The sequence below is a fragment of the uncultured Metabacillus sp. genome, assembly GCF_947503125.1.
Classification (GTDB): domain Bacteria; phylum Bacillota; class Bacilli; order Bacillales; family Bacillaceae; genus Metabacillus.
The window spans coordinates 29751-52733 of the sequence record NZ_CANNCR010000028.1; the positions used below are offsets into that span (position 1 = coordinate 29751).

The following is a 22983-nucleotide window of genomic DNA, read 5'->3' on the forward strand; positions in this document are numbered from 1 at the left end:
TTTTGTCGAATTATGATATAATGAAATGTGATTTTTAAGAACGTTAAGGTGGTATTGGAGGAAAAATATGGCTACATACACGCCGATGATACAGCAATATTTAAAAATTAAGGCAGATTATCAAGATGCCTTTTTATTTTTTCGATTAGGTGATTTTTATGAAATGTTTTTTCAAGATGCAATACAAGCGTCACAAGAGCTTGAAATCACTTTAACCAGTCGTGATGGCGGCAGTGAGGAACGAATCCCAATGTGCGGGGTTCCTTATCATTCTGCTCCAACCTATATCGAACAACTTATTTCAAAAGGGTATAAGGTGGCAATTTGCGAGCAAACTGAGGATCCGAAGCAAGCAAAGGGTGTTGTAAGGCGTGAGGTTGTTCAACTTATTACACCAGGAACAGTTATGGATGGGAAAGGCATTCACGATAAAGAAAATAATTATATCGCTTCAATGACCATTTTTGATTCACAAATCGGACTTGCATTAAGTGATTTAACGACAGGAGAAAACCTCGTAGCAATCTGTTCAAGCTTTGATGAGGTAGTAAATGAACTTTATTCAGTTGGGGCAAAAGAAGCGGTCATCGCAAATGATTTTCCAAATGAATGGAAAAAACAACTTATTGACCGTTGTCAGGCTACATTGTCATATGAAGAAGAACACTCAATTTCTGATGAGTTGCAAGTTATTATTGAACAATTACATGACGAACGTCTTACAAAAGCCTTTGGAAGATTAGTAAACTATCTCCAACGGACGCAAAAACGCAGTCTTGATCATCTGCAACCAGTAAAAGTGTATTGCTTGCAAGACGCGATGAAAATTGATCTTTATTCAAAGCGGAATTTGGAGCTAACAGAAACAATTCGTTCGAAAGGCAGAAAAGGCTCTCTGCTATGGTTATTAGATGAAACGAAGACGGCAATGGGAGGAAGGTTGTTAAAGCAGTGGGTAGATAAACCGCTCGTTGATCGCCAAAAAATCGAAGCTCGTCTGGCTATGGTTGAGACATTTATCGTCAATTACTTTGAACGAGAGGATTTACGCAATCTTTTAAAAGAAGTTTACGACTTAGAAAGACTCGCGGGCAGAGTGGCATTCGGAAATGTAAATGCGAGGGATTTAATTCAATTAAAAAAATCACTGCAGCAAGTCCCGGCTATCGATGAGCTATGTCAATCGTTAAATAATGAGAATTACTTATCTGAGCGTCTTGATCCATGTGAAGATTTAACGAAGCTTTTAGAGAGAGCAATTGTTGAAAATCCGCCGCTCTCTGTAAAGGAAGGAAATATTATCAACGATGGATATCATGATGTTCTTGATCAATATCGTGATGCAAGTCGTAACGGGAAAACTTGGATTGCGCAGCTTGAGCAGCAGGAACGGCAAAGAACGGGGATAAAGTCGTTAAAAATTGGCTATAATCGTGTGTTCGGCTATTATATTGAAGTGACAAGAGCGAACCTTCATTTATTACAGGAAGGGATGTATGAGCGGAAGCAAACATTAACAAATGCGGAAAGATTTATTACGCCTGAATTAAAGGAAAAAGAAACGCTCATCCTAGAAGCAGAAGAAAAGAGTGTTGAGCTTGAATATCAGCTGTTTGTCGATATAAGAGAACAAGTTAAACAATATATTCCTAGATTACAGAAGTTGGCGAAGCGACTTAGCGAGCTGGATGTCCTGCAATGCTTTGCAACAGTTAGCGAACACCGTCATTATTGTAAACCGCAGTTTTCTTTAACTGGTGAGCTTTTTATTAAAGATGGACGTCATCCTGTCGTTGAAAAAGTTATGGACTCACAAGAATATGTACCAAATGATTGTTATTTTAGTGATGAACGCAAAATGCTTCTAATTACAGGGCCAAATATGTCTGGTAAGAGTACCTATATGCGCCAAGTTGCCTTAACAACGATATTAGCGCAAATTGGCTGCTATGTCCCTGCAACAGAAGCGGTATTGCCAATTTTTGATCAAATTTTCACAAGAATTGGTGCAGCAGATGATTTGATTTCCGGTCAAAGTACCTTTATGGTGGAGATGCTTGAGGCAAAAAACGCAATTGCTCATGCAACATCACAAAGCTTAATCCTGTTTGATGAAATAGGAAGAGGAACTTCAACCTATGATGGTATGGCTTTAGCACAAGCAATCATTGAGCATATCCATGAGCAAATTGGCGCAAAAACATTATTTTCAACACATTATCATGAGTTAACCGTACTAGAGGAGCAATTAAACTCATTAAAAAATATCCATGTAAAGGCTATTGAAGAAAAAGGAAAAGTGGTATTTTTACACAAAATAGAAGAAGGTGCAGCAGATAAAAGTTACGGTATTCACGTTGCTGAGTTAGCAGACCTTCCAAAGTCATTAATAATGCGGGCAAAAGAAATCCTTTCTGAACTGGAATCAGGAAAAGCCAATAAGGAAACAAATTCAGTCGTAAAGGAAGAAGTTTTTATTGATTCACAGCTATCTTTATTTGCTGATGAACAACCTGCTCCTAAAAAAGGACAAGCGGTACCTAAAAAGGAACAAGCTGTAATTGATGGTTTAAAATCTATGAATCTACTAGAAATGACACCGCTTGATGCAATGAACGAACTATACAAACTCCAGAAGAAATTAAAATAACTTTATTTAAAAAAATGTGTTTACTATCCTTTATTATCTTGTAAAAGGCGGTGAGAGACTTGGGAAAGATAATTCGCCTAGATGATCAGCTATCAAATAAAATTGCTGCAGGTGAGGTTGTGGAACGCCCTGCATCTGTTGTAAAAGAGCTTCTAGAAAATGCGATTGATGCAAATAGCACGGTCGTTGAAATTGACATAGAGGAGGCCGGCTTAGGCAAAATACGTGTACTTGATAATGGTGACGGAATTGAGCAAGATGACTGCTTAAATGCGTTTCATCGTCATGCAACAAGTAAAATCAAGGATGAAAATGATCTGTTCCGCATCAGAACATTAGGATTTAGAGGTGAGGCACTGCCTAGTATCGCCTCTGTTTCAATGCTTGATATGAAAACCAGCACAGGAAAAGACGCAGGGACAAACCTTGTTTTAACCGGGGGGAAAATAGAAAAGCACGAATCAACATCAAGTCGAAAAGGCACAGATATTACTGTAACGAATCTCTTTTTTAATACTCCTGCCCGCTTGAAATATATGAAAAGCGTTCATACTGAGCTAGGGAATATTACTGATATTGTCAATCGCATAGCCCTTGCACACCCAAATGTGTCGATCCGACTCGTTCATAATGGTAAAAAGCTATTACATACGAATGGGAATGGGGATGTTCGCCAAGTGCTTGCATCAATCTATGGGATAGGGATTGCTAAAAAAATGAAGAAACTCTCGCTGGAATCGTTAGACTTTGAAGTAAGCGGGTATGTCGCACTTCCAGAAATTACGAGGGCATCGCGAAATTATATCTCAACTATTATCAATGGACGTTTTATTAAAAATTACCCATTAGTAAAAGCAATTCAACATGGTTATCATACCTTGCTGCCGATCGGCCGCTTCCCGATCGTGTTTTTGGAAATAAAAATGGATCCCATTTTAGTTGATGTCAATGTTCATCCATCAAAGCTCGAGGTTAGAATAAGTAAGGAAACAGAATTAAATGAGCTTATAACAAATGGGATTCGGGATGTTTTTAGACAACAGCAGCTCATTCCATCAGTAGAAATTCCTAAAACACAAAGAGTGAAATCAATCGATGAACAGCAGCAATTTGCTTTTGATCATTCTTTTGATTCGAAGCCAAACGTACAACCAGTTGAAAATGCTAATTACCAACCGGCTATTAAACCGGAAGAACCTATAAAATCACCTTCCATACCGGAGCCTTCAACAAAGGAATGGAAAGTAGCTGAAGCGATGAATCCATTTGAAGAGCTTGACCAAGTAGAAACATGTGGAGTACCAATTGATTCAGAGGAACAGGTTAATAACGAGGTAGAGGATGATGATCTACAGGAAGAGCCGGTTTCTGTTACTGAACGTGTACCACCGTTATATCCTATAGGACAAATGCACGGAACGTATATTTTAGCGCAAAACGATCGTGGGCTTTATATTATTGATCAGCATGCGGCTCAAGAACGTATTAAATATGAATTTTACCGTGAAAAAGTAGGGGAGATTCAATCAGAGGTTCAAGAGCTGTTAGTACCTTTGACATTTGAGTATTCAAATGATGAGGCGATGATTATTGAGGAACACCTTGATATTCTTGCTAAAGTTGGTATTTTTCTTGAGCCTTTTGGCCGTAACAGCTATATCGTCAGATCGCATCCACAATGGTTTCCAAGGGGAGAAGAATCATCAACGATAGAAGAAATGATTCAACAAGTCCTCGATGAGAAAAAAGTCGATATAAAAAAGCTACGTGAAGAAGCTGCGATTATGATGAGTTGTAAAGCATCGATCAAGGCAAACCATCATTTGCGTAACGATGAAATCTTTGCCCTTCTTGAAAGCTTAAGGAAGACAACAGATCCTTTTACCTGTCCGCACGGTCGGCCGATCATCGTTCATTATTCAACATATGAAATGGAAAAAATGTTTAAACGGGTTATGTAAACTATTCAATTAATGATAAGAGACTGTTTTATCAATAGGCTTATTCCTATTGATTAAACAGTCTCTTTCTTATGATTGCTGACTAAAATCATTCATTTGAACCAATTTTGAAATGTTGAATACAATGGAAAAAAACGAAAGGGAGATCAATATGCTTATACTTCTGATTTATATGATCATTGGTGTTTTTTATTCTGTTTATAAAATCAATGAGTTAAAGCGTTATGAGATCGTCCTGACAAGTTTGTTCTGGCCACTGGATGTACTATTAAATTATATTAGGCTTGTTGATAAGGTAAAAAGAAATAATACCAGAATCTAAGCCCTCAAGAAGAGGGCTTATTAATGTTAATATGCAATACATAAAATTAACAATAAATATGTTATGTAAACTTAAGGAGAACTTCGTTTTTTTCAAGATAGAGAAAGTCTCCTACAGATACATACATGCTAAATGTTTACATTTAGATTAAAAAGGGAACAATATTCTGGTGTTCGTGATGTTCGCATGTTAAGATGATGAACGTAGAATGTAGTCAGGTGTGAAAGAGTGATTGTTATTGGAAAAAAGGAAGCTCGTCGTCATCATTGGTCCAACAGCAGTTGGTAAAACAAAATTAAGCATTGATTTAGCTCATCGGCTAAATGCGGAAATTATCAGTGGAGATTCAATGCAAATCTACAAGGGGATGGATATCGGTACAGCAAAAATAAAGGAAGAGGAAATGAATGGCATACGTCACCATTTACTTGATATTAAATATCCTGATGAAGATTATTCAGCAGCAGAATTTCAGGCAACTGTTCGACCTTTAATTGATGAAATAGCAAATCAGGGTAAAACACCAATGATTGTTGGTGGAACAGGCTTATACATACAATCTGTTTTATATGATTATCAGTTTACAGAAACACCATCAGATCCAGCTTTTAGGATGAAACTTGAATCAGAGCTCCAAGAAAAGGGAGAACTTGCTATTCATCAGATGCTTGAAAGGGTTGATCCTGAAGCAGCTCGTAAAATTCATCCAAACAATAGCAGAAGAGTGATTCGGGCTCTTGAAATTTACCACTGTACAAATAAAAAAATGTCTGACTATATCGGGAACCAAAAACAGGAGCTTCTCTATCATACAGCATTAATTGGGTTGACAATGGATCGAGAAGTATTGTATAACCGTATCAATAAAAGAGTTGATCTTATGGTTAAACAGGGGCTAGTAGAAGAGGTTAAGGGTCTTTATGATAAAGGAATCCGTGATACCCAAGCGATTCAAGCAATTGGTTATAAAGAGCTTTATGACTACTTTGATGGTAAAATATCATTTGATCAAGCAATTGATTCCTTAAAGCAAAACTCAAGACGATATGCGAAACGTCAGTTGACATGGTTTCGAAACAAGATGGATGTCGAGTGGTTTGATATGACTCCGCCAATTAAGTATGATGAAATGGAAAATGAAATTTTTACATATATAGCAGGAAAGCTTCAATTTTAATCGAATTAATTAAGGTATAGAGAAAAGAGGAGGACGAAACATGAAACAAACAATAAACATTCAAGATCAATGTCTAAACCAATTACGCAAGGACGGTGTATTTGTAACTGTATTTTTGCTTAATGGATTTCAATTAAGAGGTCTTGTCAAAGGCTTTGACAATTTTACAGTTCTTTTAGAAACAGAGGGGAAACAACAGCTTATTTATAAGCATGCTATTTCAACTTTTTCGCCGCAAAAAAATATCCAATTAGAACTTGAATAAACCAAAAACAGAGCTGATCAATAAAGATCAGCTCTGTTTTTGGTTTGAAAATATCTCCAATATAAAATATGTTCTCAAAAAACTTTTTTCAATTGTGGTAAATCACAAATAATTGAAATATAAATAAAGGAATGAATATTTCTTGGGAAAGCGCAGGAATCAACATTTTCTTTTGTTTTTCGTCAAATGTTATCGATTGTGAGGTGAACATCTTTGGAACAAGATAGAGCAGTCACTTATAAAACGAATGGACAGATTAATATCATCCTAAATAATCAAACAAAAGAAAAAGCGATTGACAAAGCCAGCTCATCTTCCTATGATTTGAAAATTCCAAAAGTTGAAAGCAAACATACGATTCTTAAAGAAATCGAGGACGAAATGGGTTCTCTTGTTGGTATGAATGAAATGAAACGAATGATAAAGGAAATATATGCGTGGATTTTTATCAATAAAAAGCGCGAAGAACAGGGATTAAAAGCAGGAAAACAAGCTCTCCACATGATGTTTAAAGGTAATCCAGGCACAGGAAAAACAACAGTAGCTCGTTTAATTGGAAAATTATTTTTTCAAATGAACGTTTTGTCAAAGGGGCACCTGATCGAGGCTGAAAGAGCAGATTTAGTAGGGGAATACATTGGTCATACTGCTCAAAAGACGCGTGATCTCATTAAAAAATCGCTTGGCGGAATTTTGTTTATCGATGAAGCATACTCACTCGCCAGAGGCGGTGAGAAGGATTTTGGAAAAGAAGCCATTGATACACTTGTTAAACATATGGAGGATAAACAGCATGATTTTGTCTTAATTCTTGCCGGATATCCTAGGGAAATGGAAAACTTTTTATCTCTTAACCCAGGCTTACTGTCAAGATTTCCAATTGTAGTTGATTTTCCGGATTATTCTGTGGATGATTTAATGGAGATATCCTCAAGAATGCTAGCAGAGAGAGAATATCAATTTAATGAGGATGCAACTGTCAAACTAAGAGAACATCTCATGAGTGTGAAAGCAATCACACATCCAGCAAAATTTAGTAATGGCCGGTATGTTCGAAATATTATAGAAAAATCTATCCGCTCGCAAGCGATGCGATTATTACTTACAGACAAATATAAACGTGACGATCTCTTAACAATCAAAGGTCAAGATTTAGTTTTAACAGATGAAAAGGCAAATTCACAATAATATAAAATTGAGGCTGTCTTAATAATTTGGGATTGGGCCCAAATTTTAAAGACAGCCTCATTTAATTGAATCAAGTATGTGAAAAAAGATACAATCTAATTAGAGTCTTAGCTATTTTTCATTTGGTGGATATCTGCGATATGGTTGTGTATCCACAAATGATTGATCTGAAGCTTGATCTGTTATTTGACCTGGTTGTTGTTGTACATGACCGCCATTTTCTTTTTCTTCAGGAGGATCTTCAAGCTTTGAAGAAGGGGGGGTTTTTGCATTAAAGAAACCTTTTCCATTTTCTGGGTTAGAAATAATCCCCAATGCTGCTAATATTCCTAAAATCCCGGTAACATATGTTTCCCAGCGAGTTAAATCAATTTGATAGCCAAGATCCTCTAAAACCATATATAAAACAGATGAAATAGACACCCATAATCCGTAATTTTTCCATTTCATTGATTCTTTCACACCTTTCAAAAAGGATCAATCTTTTTTTACACTTTAAGAAAGTATAAATTGCCGGCGAAGAAGGGAATTCGACGTAGTGGCCAATTTTAAGTATAAAGTATAAAGTATAAGCGCAACTACCCATTACGCTTCGCCTTTCATGCTCGCCAGTCGGCGAGTTTTCTTTATCATATTCTGTATAACTAAAAACAGTGAACCGATTATTGATCAAATTGCATAAAGATGTAGAGTTATATATAAATAGCATGAAAACTGTTAACTTCATTCGAAAAAAGCTATAGAAAATCAAACTGAAAACGCTTTCAATGCGGCCGTAACGATGTTAAAATACAAGGTATAAGAAGGAGTGATCAGGATGAGTGATAACAAATTATTTTTAGAAGAGCTTAAATATCTTGTTGAAAATGAATTGTCACTTAATGAATATGTAATTGATCAATTAGAAGAAAGATTTGAAAAAAATCCGTTTTTAATCACACAGCTTTATCAAATTTTAGCAAAAAACAAAAAAATCTTACCATTTTTTAATGATATAGAAGCAACAATTTATGATTATATTGTCAGTGAGGAAATGGCAAATGAAAAAACGTACTATGGAGCTACCAAGTACGTCGCAGAACTGTTTGATACAACGCAAACGTATATTAAATGCAAAGTAAATCAATCGCGATATTCATTGCGAAAAATTAGTTAATCTTAAAGAAAGAAACACGATAGAGGATGCGTGTTTCTTTCTTTAAGCTTTAAATGTTTTGTCTTTTGCTGGAGTCTTCAAGCTACGATTAGGCAAATGCCAATTAAACGTATAGGATAAAACTCTAAGTATAACAATAGCAATGAATAAAACATATAATTCAGCAGGTTGTTCAACAACATCAAAGCCTATAAGAATACCAGCAATGATTGCCCAAAACGCATAAATTTCTGAGCGAAGCACTAGCGGCTTTCTCCCAGCAAGCAAGTCCCTGACAATACCGCCGCCACTTCCCGTTAACACAGCAGCCACAACGACTGCACTAGTAGGATGTCCCATGTTATCTGCATAGAGTGCACCTTGTATCGCAAATGCAGATAGCCCGATCGCATCCGTTAGGTTCCCCCATATATGCCAATGCTTTAATAAGCGTTGTGGAAAAAGAAAGACGATCGTCATCGCAAAAAGTGCAATATGAAAAAGCGTGCTTTGTTCCCATAATTCTGTGACAGAAACCCCTATTAATAAGTTCCGAATGGCACCGCCGCCAAAAGCTGTAACGATCCCTAATATATAAATTCCTAAAATATCATATTCTTCTTCCATCGCAATAATGGCTCCACTTATTGCAAACGCAATTGTTCCAATAATACTTAAAACTTCCCAAGTCATTACTTAATATCCCCCAAGTTTAGTTCAAGCTTAATGTCGAACTTGATTTTAAAGCTCAAAATTGGAAAGGTCAATGGTTTTTCTCTTTAAATTCTTGAAGTTTTACGAAATGGCTTAAAGATAAATGATAATAATATAGAAAGGATTAGAGAAATATCCAAATGTTTGATATGATTAGATTGCTAAAATGCAAAAAAAGGACTGGTTTATTATTGAATAGTACAGTTGATCATTTAAAAGAAAAAGTAATTTTAGTTGGTTGTCAGCTTCAAGAAATGCTTGATGATCATTTTCAATATTCCATGGAAGAGCTTGCTTCACTTACGAAGACTGCAAACGGTGAGGTGCTTACAAGTATCCTACAAAAAAGAGAACGCCCACACCCGGCCACTTACATAGGAAAAGGAAAGGTTGATGAGCTTTTAAATCTTGTTAAGGAGCTTGAACCAGACCTTGTTATTTTTAATGATGAGCTTTCCCCAAGTCAACTTAGAAATTTATCATCAACTTTGGATGTTAGAATCATTGATAGAACACAGTTAATTTTAGATATATTTGCACAACGCGCAAAATCAAAAGAAGGTAAGCTTCAAGTTGAGTTGGCGCAGCTTCAATATTTATTGCCTAGACTTATGGGGCAAGGGATCGCCTTATCACGCCAGGGCGGAGGGATCGGAACAAGAGGACCTGGTGAAACACAGCTTGAAACAGATCGTCGGCATATTCGAAATCGGATTCATGAAATCAAACAACAGCTTGCTACAGTTGTTCGGCATCGAAACAGATATCGTGAGCGCCGCAAAAAAAATCAAGCATTCCAAATTGCGCTTGTAGGCTATACGAATGCAGGGAAATCAACAATTTTTAATCGCTTAACAACAGCTGAGAGTTTTGAAGAAAATTTATTGTTCGCAACATTGGATCCCATGACACGAAAAGTATTATTACCATCTCATTATCAAGCATTGCTAACAGATACGGTTGGTTTTATTCAGGACCTTCCTACAACATTGGTTGCTGCTTTTCGTTCAACGCTTGAAGAAGTAAAAGAAGCAAATTTAATCCTGCATGTAGTTGATAGTTCAAATAAAGATTATGCCAATCACGAGCAAACGGTTTATAAGCTCCTTGAGCAGTTAGATATAACAGATATTCCTGTTTTAACGGTTTATAATAAGAAAGATATCTCATTGAATTCGTTTGTCCCATCACCGAAAGAGGATTATATTCAAATTACAGCATTTTTAAAGGAAGATTTACATAAATTGATGACACATGTTGAGAAATTTGTTAAGGATGGAATGAATTTTTATAATGTTAGAATTCCTGCGAGTGAAGGCAGATTCATTTCACAATTAAAAACAGAGTCATTAGTTAACAAGCTTATTTTTAATGAGCATGATGAATTATACGAAATTGAAGGTTATGTTTTTCCAACACATTCCATTAATGGACAGCTAGAGAAGTACAATGGAGAGGGTAAGAATAATGTTTAATTATTTAAAACATGGAGCAGTGCTTGCACCGCTTGTAGAAGTTGTAGAAAATAAGATTAAGCACGTGCATGAAGATATTGAAAGAAGGAGTGAAGCAAATCAATTCAGAATCCTTCAAAGCTTTCAAAAGTACCGTGTAAGTGATTCGCATTTTATTCCAACTACAGGTTATGGCTATGACGATAGCGGCAGGGATACTTTAGAAGAAATTTATGCAGATGTTTTTGGCGGGGAAGCAGCGCTTGTTAGACCACAGATTATTTCCGGTACTCATGCGATATCAATAGCCTTATTTGGGGTTCTAAGGCCAGGGGATGAACTCATTTATATAACTGGAAAGCCTTATGATACCCTTGAGGAAATCGTTGGGATAAGGGGAAAAGGAGTCGGTTCATTAAAAGAATTCGGAATTGGTTACCAAACCGTTGATTTGAGCGAGGATGGTAGTGTCGATTTTGAGGCAGTGAAACATGCAATAACAAATAAAACGAAAATGATTGGTATTCAGCGATCAAAAGGTTATGCCACTCGTCCATCTTTTACCGTTGCTGAAATAAAAGAAATGATTGATTTTGTTAAATCTTTAAAAGAAGATATTGTCATTTTTGTTGATAATTGCTATGGTGAGTTTGTAGAAGAATTAGAGCCATGTCATGTTGGTGCCGATTTAATAGCTGGATCCTTAATAAAAAATCCAGGTGGAGGAATTGCAAAAACAGGTGGTTATATTGTCGGGAAAAAAGCATTAGTTGAAGCATGCTCATACAGGATGACATCTCCGGGAATTGGAGCAGAAGCAGGTGCTTCCCTATATAGTTTACAAGAAATGTACCAAGGTTTCTTTTTAGCACCTCATGTAGTGGGACAAGCCTTGAAAGGGGCAATTTTCACAGCTGCCTTTTTAGAAGAACTTGGGATGAAGACGAATCCATCCTGGAATACTTCGCGAACAGATTTAATTCAGTCTGTACAATTCGGTGACCCAAAGCTGATGGTTGCTTTCTGCCAAGCTATACAATATGCATCACCTATCAATTCGCATGTCACCCCATATCCAAGCTATATGCCTGGTTATGAAGATGATGTGATTATGGCTGCCGGGACATTCATTCAAGGTGCAAGTATTGAATTGTCAGCAGATGGACCACTAAGGGCACCATATGTTGCATATGTTCAAGGCGGACTTACATATTCCCATGTGAAAATAGCGATCTGCTCGGCCGTTGATTCGTTAATCGAACAAGACTTAATCACGATAAATGAATAATAATGATCAAAATGGTATCTAATGTTAGAATTTCTTACAATATATTGACATATAATATGACATGGTTTATAATTAGATTAGTAAACAAAAGGAGCGAATAACATGAGTGATAATATACGACGCTCAATGCCCCTATTTCCTATTGGAATTGTTATGCAGCTGACAGACCTATCTGCAAGACAAATCCGATACTATGAAGAGAATGAATTGATTTTTCCGGCGAGAACGGAAAGCAATCGACGACTCTTTTCGTTTAATGATGTAGATAAGTTATTAGAGATTCGTAACTTAATTGAACAAGGTGTAAATTTAGCTGGTATCAAACAAATATTTTCCCGCAAAGAAAATACGAATAATGAAGTCCAGCAAGAGCAACCTAAAACGGTTGAGAAGCCTGACCTCAGTGACGCGGAATTGCGCAAACTGTTAAAGTCAGAACTAATGCAAGCAGGCCGCTTCAATCGACCTACGTTAAGACATGGTGATATGTCAAGATTTTTCCATTAATTATAAGTAATTTTTATTTATAATAAATATTGTCTGTATGAGAGGAGATTTTCAATGTCTAAATATTCAAGAGAAGATATTCTGAGTTTAGTTAAAGAAAACAATGTTAAGTATATCCGTTTACAATTCACTGATATTCTTGGAACAATTAAAAACGTTGAAATCCCAGTAAGTCAGCTTGATAAAGCATTAGACAACAAAATGATGTTTGACGGTTCTTCAATTGAAGGGTTTGTACGTATTGAAGAATCTGATATGTATTTATATCCAGATCTCGATACATTTGTTATTTTTCCTTGGACAGCGGAAAAAGGAAAGGTTGCCCGTTTTATTTGTGATATTTACAATCCTGATGGCACTCCATTTGCTGGTGACCCGCGTAATAACTTACGACGCATTCTTTCTGAAATGGAAGAACTTGGGTTTACTGATTTCAACTTAGGGCCTGAACCAGAATTCTTCTTATTTAAATTAGATGAAAAAGGCGAGCCAACTTTAGAATTAAACGATAATGGCGGTTACTTCGATTTAGCACCAACTGATCTAGGTGAAAACTGTCGTCGTGATATCGTGCTCGAGCTTGAAGAAATGGGCTTTGAAATTGAAGCATCTCACCATGAGGTTGCACCAGGACAACATGAAATTGACTTTAAATATGCTGGCGCAATCAAAGCATGTGATGATATTCAAACATTTAAACTTGTTGTTAAAACGATTGCTCGCAAACATGGTTTACATGCTACATTCATGCCAAAACCATTATTTGGTGTTAACGGATCTGGTATGCACTGTAACTTGTCATTATTCCGTAATGGTGAAAATGCGTTTTTAGATACTAGTGCAGATCTTCAATTAAGTGAAACAGCTAAACAGTTTATTGCAGGTATTATCAAACATGCACCAGCATTTACTGCAGTAACAAATCCAACTGTAAACTCATACAAACGTCTAGTACCAGGCTATGAAGCACCATGTTATGTAGCATGGTCTGCCCAAAACAGAAGTCCATTAATTCGTATTCCAGCATCTCGCGGCTTAAGCACTCGTGTTGAAGTACGCAGTGTTGACCCTGCAGCAAATCCTTACTTAGCAATGAGCGTCCTTTTAGCTGCTGGTCTTGACGGTATTAAAAATAAACTTGAAGCACCAAAACCAATCGATCGCAACATTTATGTGATGTCTAAAGAAGAGCGTATTGAAAATGGAATCGTTGATTTACCAGCAACTCTTGCTCAAGCATTAGATTTATTAAAAGCAGACAGCACGATGAAGCATGCTTTAGGTGAGCACTTATTTGAGCATTTCATCGAAGCAAAAGAAATCGAGTGGGATATGTTCAGAACACAAGTTCACCCATGGGAAAGAGAACAATACATGTCAATGTATTAATATGATAAAAACCCTTGTCACTTTTTGTGGCAAGGGTTTTTTGCTGGGGTGAAGCAGAAGTTTAAATCTAGTAAAGTTCCCAAGGATATTTTTTGATCAATCGATTTGATGTTCTCCTTAAAAGACAAAAAAAACGTATGAATTTTCCACACGTCATTTTTTGGATCTTTTTAATGTTTAAGAAATAAAATTTTGTACTTAGTTTTAGTGTCTAGCTCGAGCCGAATGCTTAGCGCCTTGCGCTTTTTAATTATATCAGAATTTATATATTTTCTTAACATAGCTTGCGTTTCTGAATCTAGCTCCAGGCGCCATCGGCTCTAGGGTCTAGGGTCTAGTCAAACAGGAATTGAAGGTAAAGAACACCTTCTATTCCTGTTCGCTTATGCTTGTCGCCGATAGGCAGGCGCCTTGCGCTTTTTTCATTATTCAGCATTTCAGAAAGCTTATTAATGAATTGTACGGTATACACCTATTACCTTACCTAATATGCTGACATTTCGTAATATAATAGGCTCCATAGTGGAATTTTCGGGTTGTAAGCGGATGTAATCCTTCTCTTTAAAGAATCGTTTACAGGTTGCTTCATCTTCCTCGGTCATGGCGACAACGATATCGCCATTGTTAGCGGTTTGCTGCTGTCTAACGATTACCATATCCCCATCAAGTATACCGGCCTCTATCATACTCTCTCCCATTATTTCAAGCATGAATACAGAATCATCGTCATTTATATACCGGTCAGGGAGTGGAAAGTATTCTTCAACATTTTCAATAGCTGTTATAGGTAAACCTGCTGTTACCTTACCGATGACCGGAACATTTACAACCTTACTTTTAGGAATATGAATTGTTTCTTCCTCTTCCAATATTTCAATAGCCCTAGGTTTTGTCGGGTCACGGCGAATCAGGCCCTTTGATTCCAATCTAGCTAAGTGACCATGAACAGTTGAGCTTGAAGCAAGACCGACTGCTTCACCTATTTCCCGAACTGAAGGAGGATAGCCCTTCTTTTGAACCTCATCTTTTATAAAGCTTAATATATCCTGTTGTCTTTTTGATAGTTTCGTCATCCTCTGTTACACCTCGGATTCCTGTAATATATGTTTATTATAGCATCATTTACCTTTTTATACAAACGTAAGTTCGAAAAAAATAGTTGACCGGAACAATTGTTCGTACTATACTAAAGTTAATAATACGAACAAATATTCTTATGAGGTGGAAAAAATGAAAAAAGAAACAATCTTTTATATTCTAGCTTTCTTCGTTGTTTTCATAGCTGTTACTGGAGCTCTATCATTTTCGGGTAGTAATAATCGACTGGATAACTTTCATCAAGTTAAAATAGAAGAGGGAGATAGCTTGTGGAGTTTAGCTGAACAATTCCATGAGAATGCTAATATTTCAAAACAAGAATTTGTTGAATGGGTACAGGAGAAAAATGATATTTATTCTAGCACTATTAAGCCAGGGGATTTAGTCGTTGTACCAGTAGAAAAAGAAGAATATTATCAAATTGAACAGATTGCTAGCGAATAATATTTGATTACATGATTTGTTAAAGTGAAAAAGAATGGAAACAGTAGGGTGATAGGGATTGAAAGCAATTATATACTGCAGAGTAAGTACAGACAAAGAAACTCAGGATACTTCTATCGAAAGGCAAAGAGAAGAGTTGGAACAACTGGCAGCATTACATAAAATAGAAGTTGTAAAAATTATTGAAGAACGGCAGAGCGGATATGACATAGACCGGGATGGAATCATTGAAGCACTTGCATTAATAAAGGATAAACAAGCTAGTGTTCTTCTGGTTCAAGATGATACCCGTCTAGGTCGAGGGCATGCTAAAATAGCTCTTTTACATGAAATAAGAAAATTAGGGGCAAAGGTATTTACCCTAAATGAGCAAGGAGAACCTGAATTATCTGAAACCGATTTAATGGTTTTAAATATCCTTTCAGCGGTGGAAGAATTTCAACGAAAGCTTGTTAACTATAAAATTAAAAGAGGAATGAATCGGGCAATTGAAAACGGATATCGACCTCAGGATAACTTATCAAATTTAGATCAAGGCGGGGGAAGAGAAAAAATCGATGTTCCCATTGAGGAAATCATAAAACTGCGCAGTAAAAACCTTACTTTTCATGAGATTGCAGCAACTCTAAGAGGGGTTGGGTATCATGTAAGTAAAGCTACGGTTCATAGAAGGTATAAAGAATATATCGAAGGTGTAAACAGCAACAAGGAATAATAATTCAGTTATGTTTTAAACAATTTGAAAGGTCAAACGGTTGTCATTTTGGTCTCCTTTTAGTATGATGACATGTATATTAACTAATGATCTTTTTTATATGAAGGAATAGCCAACTAAGCAAGAGCCATTTTTCCAGTTATATTATTTATATAAGTTGGTTATTGAAGATTAACAGACTAAAGGAGAATAGATTGATATGCTACCAAAAGTAAAAATTGATCGTATAAATGAATTATCTAAGAAGTCTAAAGTAGAGGGTTTAACGGAAAAAGAAAAAATGGAACAACAATCATTACGTCAAGAATACTTATCAGCTTTTCGTTCTTCAATGAAAAATACGTTAATAGGTGTTACAGTAGTGGATCCAAATGGGAATGATGTAACTCCGCAAAGATTAAAAGATGAAAAGAAGAAATTTAATCTTCATTAAAAGGAATAGATCTGATGATGTATTCCTTTTTATATGTAAAAAGGAGTATTTTTTTAAAAATGTACTAAGGAGTCTAGCAAGAATTTATCACAACATGTTAAAAATTTGGTAGGACTTACCTTGATTTTATGATTCTTCGACAAAAATAGTGCCTTCTTTCTCCGTCTTAAGACAATTCTTGCTTATTTGTTCTTTTATAATAAGAGAAATGGGGATGCAAGAGGAGGAGTGAATAGGTGAGACACTATTATATTTATTTAATAGAAGAGGAATTTGCAAGTCATTACTTCGGTCGCGAGTCCAAAATTTATCACCTGTTTCAGGACTTTCACTGGACAACGGTCCGTTCAAATCATGTAGTAACACTGGAAAAACAAATAAATTATATTACAAAGCCTATACCAACCTTATTTATACATCAGCTACTTCGTACACATCTGGGGAATCGTACGGATTATCAAAATGTTCGTCATATACATAAGATTGAACTTAAGACTAATCTAGGTAACGCCACTTTAATCGTAAAAGACCGTTACCTTGAGCTTTCTTCTGATGGAAGTTTTGAGGCAGAAACGATTTTTTTCGAGGTGTTAAGAAAATTTGACCCGTGTTTTTTAGCGATGGATTTACAAGGTGAACGATATGGCTGGTTAAATCCGATAAAAGAAAGAAATTTTGGCTAAAAATGAAGAAATTATATTTCAAATGTTGTATAATATCGTAGGGTTTAGTACACTGTAAGATAGACAACATGAAGGAGGAAATATAATGGACTTATGGGTTGTTATTCTAGTAGGCATTCTAGCACTACTTGCTGGAGTTGCACTAGGATTTTTCATTGCGCGTAAATACATGATGACTTACCTAAAGAAAAATCCACCAATTAATGAACAAATGTTAAAAATGATGATGATGCAAATGGGTATGAAACCATCTCAAAAGAAAATCAATCAAATGATGAAAGCAATGCAAGGTCAAATGAAATAATAAAAATGTTGATATATAAGTTTTAGGCAGTTTATACAATGAAAACTCCTTCTCATAATGAGGTTGGTGATTCTTTCATTGTATTTTTAAATGCAAATTGCGTAAACCTTCATATACCAACTATTTAACCACTTTTTCTGTCGAAAATCTCAGCAGCAAAAGTGGTTTTTTGTTCAAAGCAATCAGACGAATGAATTTGTTACGAATCGGGTAAGAAAAACGGGGATAACAGATGGGAATAGTTCATTCATTATTTAATTAATCCAAAGTGCTACAACAAGAGGGCTATCAAAAACTAAAATGTAAGAATGGAAATGACATAGAAGATAATATCAAATTTAATATAAACGATAGCACGCGGCAAAAGCGTGCTTTTTATCATAGTTCAAAGGTATATAGAAATAATTGAATGAAGTTGCTGCTTAGGAATAATAAATTCTATTTTTTTGTGCATGGTCGTCTTTTATATATTGAGTCAACAATATATCAAGCTCTTGACTATATTGAATAGAAATCGTTGAATTAATCCCGTTTTTTAGGACAATATCAATTAGTTCGGCTCGTTTCTTTTCAATTAACTTAAGCATTTCTTGTTTAGACACGAGAACTGTCCTTTCTAATCATGTTTGTTATTAGCAAATTTTACCCTGTTTTTGAAATAACTTCAAAGGAAGATACTAGAAACAGCATTGAATCTATTATAAAGGTATCCTGTGTAGAATGAAAAGAAGAAAATGTAATTTGTTAATGAAATGACATAAAACTGTCACATGATTATAGATATAAAGAAAGGGCATCTTTGCTAGAATAAAGAAGACATTCTCTTTAGGAGGAGTACGATGACGGATGTAAACATTTTTTTAGCATTTGGGGCTGGTTTCTTATCGTTTATCTCTCCATGCTGTTTACCACTTTATCCAGCCTTTTTATCTTATATAACAGGGGTTTCTGTTGGTGAATTAAAAACGGAAAATGCATTATTGCAAAAACGAAGTTTGTTACATACGATTTGCTTTTTAATCGGATTTTCATCCATTTTTATTGCTTTAGGATTTGGTACTTCTTTTATCGGCGAGATTTTTCAAAATTACCAGGATCTTATTCGGCAAATTGGAGCTATCCTAATAGTGTGCTTCGGACTGATGATTGTAGGGGTTTTTACACCAGAGTTTTTGATGAAAGAACATCGATTTGAATTTAAGAATCGTCCTGCTGGTTATTTTGGATCTGTACTTATTGGGTTAGCATTTGCAGCAGGGTGGACACCTTGTACAGGACCGATCCTGTCAGCTGTTATTTGGATGGCTGCTACAAATCCTGGCTCAGCTATGCTCTATATGATTTCCTATATTTTGGGATTTGCTGTTCCATTTATTGTATTATCATTCTTTATAGGAAAACTTGGCTGGATTAAGAAGCATAATATCAAAATTATGAAAATAGGCGGCTTTCTTATGATAGGAATGGGGATTTTACTTTTCTTTGATTTAATGACATCTATTATTATTTTCTTAACAGGGATATTTGGTGGCTTTACAGGATTTTAAATCTTTTTTAGTTTTGAAGTTGAACTGAAAGGTAAGTATTTTGAATCATACGTTGAGCAAGGTCAAAGAGTTACCAAAGGACAGACCTTATTAACGTTTGAATTAGAGAAAATTAAACAGGAAGGTTACGTAACACAAACCCCTATTATTGTTACGAATACTCATAATTATTCTGATGTGTTAGTAAAAAACAGTAACAATATTATTGATTTCAATTATGAGTTGTTAGTTCTAAAATCATAATAATAAAAAATAATAGATTTCAGGAGTGTATGTAAATGGGCTTAAGAAAAGACTTTCTATGGGGAGGCGCAACTGCTGCAAACCAGTGTGAAGGTGGTTATCTTGAAGGGAATAAGGGATTGACTACAGTTGATGTTATACCGGCTGGTAAGGATCGCGTAGCTGTAATGAAAGGCAAAATGAAAATGTTAGAATGTGATGATCAGCACTTTTACCCAAGTCATGAAGCAATAGACTTTTATCATCATTATAAGGAAAACATAGCTTTATTAGCAGAAATGGGGTTTAAATGTTTCCGATTATCTATAGCATGGACAAGAATCTTCCCTAATGGAGATGATGCAATACCAAATGAAGAAGGTTTAAAATTCTATGAAAATGTTTTTGATGAATGTTTAAAACATGGTATAGAACCATTAGTAACCATCACTCATTTTGATGTACCTATCCATTTGGTTAAGACAATCGGTTCTTGGAGAAACCGTAAAATGGTGGATTATTATGAAAGATTATGTGAAACCATTTTTACACGTTACAAAGATAAAGTTAAGTATTGGCTTACTTTTAATGAAATTAATATGTTGTTACATTTGCCATTTGGGAGCTCAGGTTTAGTATTTGAAGAGGGTGAAAATGAAGAAGCTGTAAAGTATCAAGCAGCACATCATCAGTTAATTGCAAGTGCAAAAGCTACTGAAATTGCACATAGATAAATCCTGAGTTTAAGATTGGCTGTATGCTGGCAGGCGCAAGTACTTATCCTTATACATGTGCTCCAGAAGATGTATGGAAAGCAATGACAAGGGATAGGGAACATTACTTTTTTGTTGATGTGCAATCCCGGGGAGAATATCCAAATTATGCAAAAAAAATGTTGGAAAGAATGAATATATCCTTAAAAATGGAAGAAGGCGACGAGGAACTTTTAAAGAAAAATACAGTTGACTTTGTTTCATTTAGTTATTATGGCTCAAGATTAACAAGTGCTGATCCAGAAGTAAATACCCAAACAGCTGCAAACCTTTTTCCAACATTACGAAATCCATATTTAAAAAGAAGTGAATGGGGATGGCAAATTGATCCACTTGGGCTGAGAATAACATTGAACGCTTTATATGACCGCTATCAAAAGCCATTAGTTATTGTTGAAAACGGATTGGGCGCTATAGATATACCAGATGAAAATGGTTTTATTGAAGATGATTATAGAATTGAATACATTCGTGAACATATCAAAGCATTTAAAGCTGCTGTTGAAGAGGATGGAGTAGACTTGCTTGGCTATACTACCTGGGGTTGTATTGACTTAGTTAGTTCTAGTACTGGAGAAATGAGCAAAAGATATGGATTCATTTATGTTGATAAAGATGATAATGGAAACGGAACCCTGAAACGCAGTAAGAAAAAATCCTTTGATTGGTATAAAAAAGTAATAAAAAGCAATGGTGAAGATTTAGATTGTTAATTGAAGGTGGCACTACACGTAGCTATAAAAAAGTTACCGGTGTAATGCCTCCTTTAATTTTTTTATAGTTCAGTTCGTTGTGAGTTTGATATGAAATGTTGATTCTTAAATTAATATTGTTACCTAATCTATTTTTTATAAGTAATGAATCAATTTCATAATGTGAATTTTTAAAAATTGTTAGACCAACAGAATTTTAGCCTTACTATTTTTTTGATATTTATCCTGCTTGATATTGTAATTTTTCCTGAACTGATAGTCGATCACACGCTAACTTTGATGCATTATAAACAAGATGAACTAAATCAAAGTGTACTTTTGCTCGTTTCCCTGTTCGATAACGTACTTGGTTCAATTGGAAATACTCCTTTAAATAGGCTATGACTCGTTCAACTGCAGTCCTTTGTTTATAGATGTGTTTCCATTTCTGCGAACCACGGGCTGGTGCAGTATAACGTCGTAAGTCAGTAGTGATTTTTACTTTATACACCTTTTGACAAAGGGAATCCTTTGCCAATGGGCAATAACTACATTCTTTCGGACGTGTGTACTTTAATGTTTCGTACTTTGCGTCAAAACTATCGTATCGATAAGAATGTTCCCGTACACAAGTCGGAGCGAAATGCTTATCATATCCAATAGGATCTGACTCATTCTTTTTGTTATAAGCAATCGCAGATTGTGCATTCATCCGATAGATTTGTTCATAAATCGGAACATAATCATAGCCAGCGTCTAATGTTCCAAACCGAATAGCGAGTGATGGCAATCGTTCTTGGATACCCTTTAAAAGAGGTATCGCAACTTTCCCGTCGTTTAAATTGCCTGAAGAAAACAAGGATTGTAGAATATACTGACTTTTTGTTCCTACAGCTAAATGCCCTTTATAACCGAACCAATACACATTTTTTCCTTCACTATTCTTCTTAATTCCCCACTTTGGATCAATGGGGATTAGGGTACGAAGATCATCAAGAGAAACATCTAATTGTGCTTCGATAGACTTTTCGTAAAGAGGAAGGTTTGCTTCTTTCTCAGCTTTTTCTTGAAGCCATTTTTCACGTTCTTCTTTTGATTTACGGCCACGCTTTTTCGGTTCAGGCTCAGGCTTTTCTTTCTTTGCTGGAGCTTGATCACGAGCTTCAATATGTGTGGCATCAATCGCAACGGTATCATCTGATACAAAACCTTCAGATATTGCTTGAAGAAGAAGATTTTCTTGAACACATTCTAGTACATTGGATTCGCTGATTTGAGTAATCATTCTTGAATAAGAAGCTTCAGACGGAACATCATCAGATACTAAAAAGCCACATTCGAGTCGAAAGATAAAGTCAAATTTTAGTCGATCAACCAAATCGTTAATATATGGAATCCGCTCTGTAATTCTCGCAATCAACGAGTAGATCATTGCTGCATAATTCAATTTTACAGGTGGGCCAAAACGTGATTTTTTTGAAACCACAGTCAAAATGGGCTCGATGTTAATTGCTGAAAAAATAGCTTCAAAACGTTGGGTAGGTTCTAAATCAAACAAATCTTGCAGGTCAAACAGACTTTCTTGTCGTATAATAGACATAGGGAGTCATCCTCCAATCTCTGGTTTTTGTTGTGGTAACTAAAACATTCGAGATTTTGGGGAGGTACTCCTTTTTTTAGTTCTTGAAAGCCTTGTGACTATTGGGCTGAGATTTATGAAATTGATTCAATTATAGTGAATTTAAATTTTTAAGGGGAGATTAGGTGAAAAATTTAGCTTATATAATTATTACTTTAATAATTTGGATTTTATCAGCAATTTTTTTATTTAGTAATGGGATAGTGAATGTTAGTCCTTGGGTGGTACACGATTTTGTCAATATCACTATTCAAATATTAGCTATTTTTTTACCGATTATCGGATTAGTTTTATCAATTCTTATTAACTCAACTTTCGCAGAGTGAGATCGGCAAATAAGCCTTGATATAACTAGGAAGGCCAGCGATCCACCTCTCGAGTTG

General features: G+C 35.6%; 23 protein-coding genes and 1 pseudogene. 19 read left to right on the plus strand and 5 right to left on the minus strand.

Going from position 1 to position 22983, the window contains the following annotated elements:
• Positions 1-67 precede the first annotated feature (67 nt).
• From mutS to spoVK, 5 genes are all read left to right on the plus strand, one after another.
• Positions 68-2650 carry a DNA mismatch repair protein MutS gene (gene mutS / locus Q1B07_RS16885; protein ID WP_299092213.1) on the plus strand — a complete coding sequence of 861 codons (2583 nt, stop codon included), beginning with the start codon at positions 68-70 and terminating at the stop codon, positions 2648-2650.
• 59 nt (positions 2651-2709) lie between these two features.
• Entirely contained in the window at positions 2710-4611 is a 1902-nt protein-coding gene (gene mutL / locus Q1B07_RS16890) for a DNA mismatch repair endonuclease MutL (protein ID WP_299092214.1), read from the plus strand.
• A gap of 554 nt (positions 4612-5165) precedes the next feature.
• A complete protein-coding gene (gene miaA / locus Q1B07_RS16895; protein ID WP_299092215.1) occupies positions 5166-6110 on the plus strand; it encodes a tRNA (adenosine(37)-N6)-dimethylallyltransferase MiaA in 945 nt (314 codons plus the stop codon).
• 40 nt (positions 6111-6150) lie between these two features.
• Complete coding sequence (gene hfq, locus Q1B07_RS16900) at positions 6151-6375, plus strand: RNA chaperone Hfq (protein ID WP_299092216.1); 225 nt, start codon at positions 6151-6153, stop codon at positions 6373-6375.
• Positions 6376-6588: 213 nt separating this feature from the next.
• The gene (gene spoVK, locus Q1B07_RS16905) at positions 6589-7563 is read left to right on the plus strand and encodes a stage V sporulation protein K (protein ID WP_299092217.1); all 975 of its coding nucleotides are present in this window, start codon (positions 6589-6591) and stop codon (positions 7561-7563) included.
• A gap of 111 nt (positions 7564-7674) precedes the next feature.
• Here spoVK and Q1B07_RS16910 read toward each other — a convergent pair whose 3' ends face one another.
• Positions 7675-8013, minus strand: coding sequence for a hypothetical protein (locus tag Q1B07_RS16910; protein WP_299092218.1), 339 nt, complete (start codon positions 8011-8013; stop codon positions 7675-7677).
• A 367-nt stretch (positions 8014-8380) separates the two neighbouring features.
• Here Q1B07_RS16910 and Q1B07_RS16915 point away from each other — a divergent pair, with 367 nt between their 5' ends.
• Complete coding sequence (locus Q1B07_RS16915; protein WP_299092219.1) at positions 8381-8719, plus strand: hypothetical protein; 339 nt, start codon at positions 8381-8383, stop codon at positions 8717-8719.
• 42 nt (positions 8720-8761) lie between these two features.
• Here the strand turns inward: Q1B07_RS16915 and Q1B07_RS16920 are convergent, their stop codons facing one another.
• A complete protein-coding gene (locus Q1B07_RS16920; RefSeq protein WP_299092220.1) occupies positions 8762-9391 on the minus strand; it encodes a trimeric intracellular cation channel family protein in 630 nt (209 codons plus the stop codon).
• A 170-nt stretch (positions 9392-9561) separates the two neighbouring features.
• Here Q1B07_RS16920 and hflX point away from each other — a divergent pair, with 170 nt between their 5' ends.
• The 4 genes from hflX (at position 9562) to glnA (ending at position 14050) form a co-directional block, all read left to right on the plus strand.
• Positions 9562-10887: a GTPase HflX gene (gene hflX, locus Q1B07_RS16925; protein WP_299092241.1), complete on the plus strand. Its 1326-nt coding sequence runs from the start codon at positions 9562-9564 to the stop codon at positions 10885-10887.
• A complete protein-coding gene (locus Q1B07_RS16930) occupies positions 10880-12154 on the plus strand; it encodes a methionine gamma-lyase family protein (RefSeq protein ID WP_299092221.1) in 1275 nt (424 codons plus the stop codon). Before hflX ends, Q1B07_RS16930 begins: the two co-directional genes overlap by 8 nt.
• 102 nt (positions 12155-12256) lie before the next feature.
• Positions 12257-12661, plus strand: coding sequence for a MerR family transcriptional regulator (locus Q1B07_RS16935; protein WP_299092222.1), 405 nt, complete (start codon positions 12257-12259; stop codon positions 12659-12661).
• Positions 12662-12715: 54 nt separating this feature from the next.
• Complete coding sequence (gene glnA, locus Q1B07_RS16940) at positions 12716-14050, plus strand: type I glutamate--ammonia ligase (protein WP_299092223.1); 1335 nt, start codon at positions 12716-12718, stop codon at positions 14048-14050.
• A gap of 449 nt (positions 14051-14499) precedes the next feature.
• On the opposite strand, the gene lexA is transcribed toward glnA, so the two are convergent.
• On the minus strand, positions 14500-15123 hold the full coding sequence (gene lexA, locus Q1B07_RS16945; RefSeq protein ID WP_299092224.1) for a transcriptional repressor LexA: 624 nt from the start codon (positions 15121-15123) through the stop codon (positions 14500-14502).
• Between the two features lie 157 nt (positions 15124-15280).
• Here lexA and Q1B07_RS16950 point away from each other — a divergent pair, with 157 nt between their 5' ends.
• From Q1B07_RS16950 to Q1B07_RS16970, 5 genes are all read left to right on the plus strand, one after another.
• The gene (locus Q1B07_RS16950; RefSeq protein WP_299092225.1) at positions 15281-15592 is read left to right on the plus strand and encodes a LysM peptidoglycan-binding domain-containing protein; all 312 of its coding nucleotides are present in this window, start codon (positions 15281-15283) and stop codon (positions 15590-15592) included.
• A gap of 58 nt (positions 15593-15650) precedes the next feature.
• The gene (locus Q1B07_RS16955) at positions 15651-16307 is read left to right on the plus strand and encodes a recombinase family protein (RefSeq protein WP_299092226.1); all 657 of its coding nucleotides are present in this window, start codon (positions 15651-15653) and stop codon (positions 16305-16307) included.
• A 199-nt stretch (positions 16308-16506) separates the two neighbouring features.
• Positions 16507-16740: a DUF896 domain-containing protein gene (locus Q1B07_RS16960; RefSeq protein ID WP_299092228.1), complete on the plus strand. Its 234-nt coding sequence runs from the start codon at positions 16507-16509 to the stop codon at positions 16738-16740.
• Positions 16741-16976: 236 nt separating this feature from the next.
• A complete protein-coding gene (sirA, locus tag Q1B07_RS16965; protein ID WP_299092229.1) occupies positions 16977-17423 on the plus strand; it encodes a sporulation inhibitor of replication protein SirA in 447 nt (148 codons plus the stop codon).
• Positions 17424-17508: 85 nt separating this feature from the next.
• Positions 17509-17727: a YneF family protein gene (locus Q1B07_RS16970; RefSeq protein WP_046516671.1), complete on the plus strand. Its 219-nt coding sequence runs from the start codon at positions 17509-17511 to the stop codon at positions 17725-17727.
• Between the two features lie 422 nt (positions 17728-18149).
• Here Q1B07_RS16970 and Q1B07_RS16975 read toward each other — a convergent pair whose 3' ends face one another.
• Positions 18150-18329, minus strand: coding sequence for an aspartyl-phosphate phosphatase Spo0E family protein (locus Q1B07_RS16975; RefSeq protein ID WP_299092232.1), 180 nt, complete (start codon positions 18327-18329; stop codon positions 18150-18152).
• A gap of 237 nt (positions 18330-18566) precedes the next feature.
• On the opposite strand from Q1B07_RS16975, the gene Q1B07_RS16980 reads away from it, so the two are divergent.
• The 3 genes and pseudogenes from Q1B07_RS16980 (at position 18567) to Q1B07_RS16990 (ending at position 20982) form a co-directional block, all read left to right on the plus strand.
• Positions 18567-19274, plus strand: coding sequence for a cytochrome c biogenesis protein CcdA (locus Q1B07_RS16980; protein WP_299092234.1), 708 nt, complete (start codon positions 18567-18569; stop codon positions 19272-19274).
• Between the two features lie 24 nt (positions 19275-19298).
• Positions 19299-19517, plus strand: coding sequence for a PTS glucose transporter subunit IIA (locus tag Q1B07_RS16985; protein WP_299092243.1), 219 nt, complete (start codon positions 19299-19301; stop codon positions 19515-19517).
• A 35-nt stretch (positions 19518-19552) separates the two neighbouring features.
• Positions 19553-20982 (plus strand): annotated as a pseudogene (locus Q1B07_RS16990) (6-phospho-beta-glucosidase).
• Positions 20983-21202: 220 nt separating this feature from the next.
• Here the strand turns inward: Q1B07_RS16990 and Q1B07_RS16995 are convergent.
• A complete protein-coding gene (locus Q1B07_RS16995; RefSeq protein WP_299092235.1) occupies positions 21203-22561 on the minus strand; it encodes an IS1182 family transposase in 1359 nt (452 codons plus the stop codon).
• Between the two features lie 164 nt (positions 22562-22725).
• On the opposite strand from Q1B07_RS16995, the gene Q1B07_RS17000 reads away from it, so the two are divergent.
• Positions 22726-22926 (plus strand): hypothetical protein, encoded by a 201-nt coding sequence (locus Q1B07_RS17000; RefSeq protein WP_299092237.1) that lies wholly within the window; start codon positions 22726-22728, stop codon positions 22924-22926.
• Positions 22927-22983 lie beyond the last annotated feature (57 nt).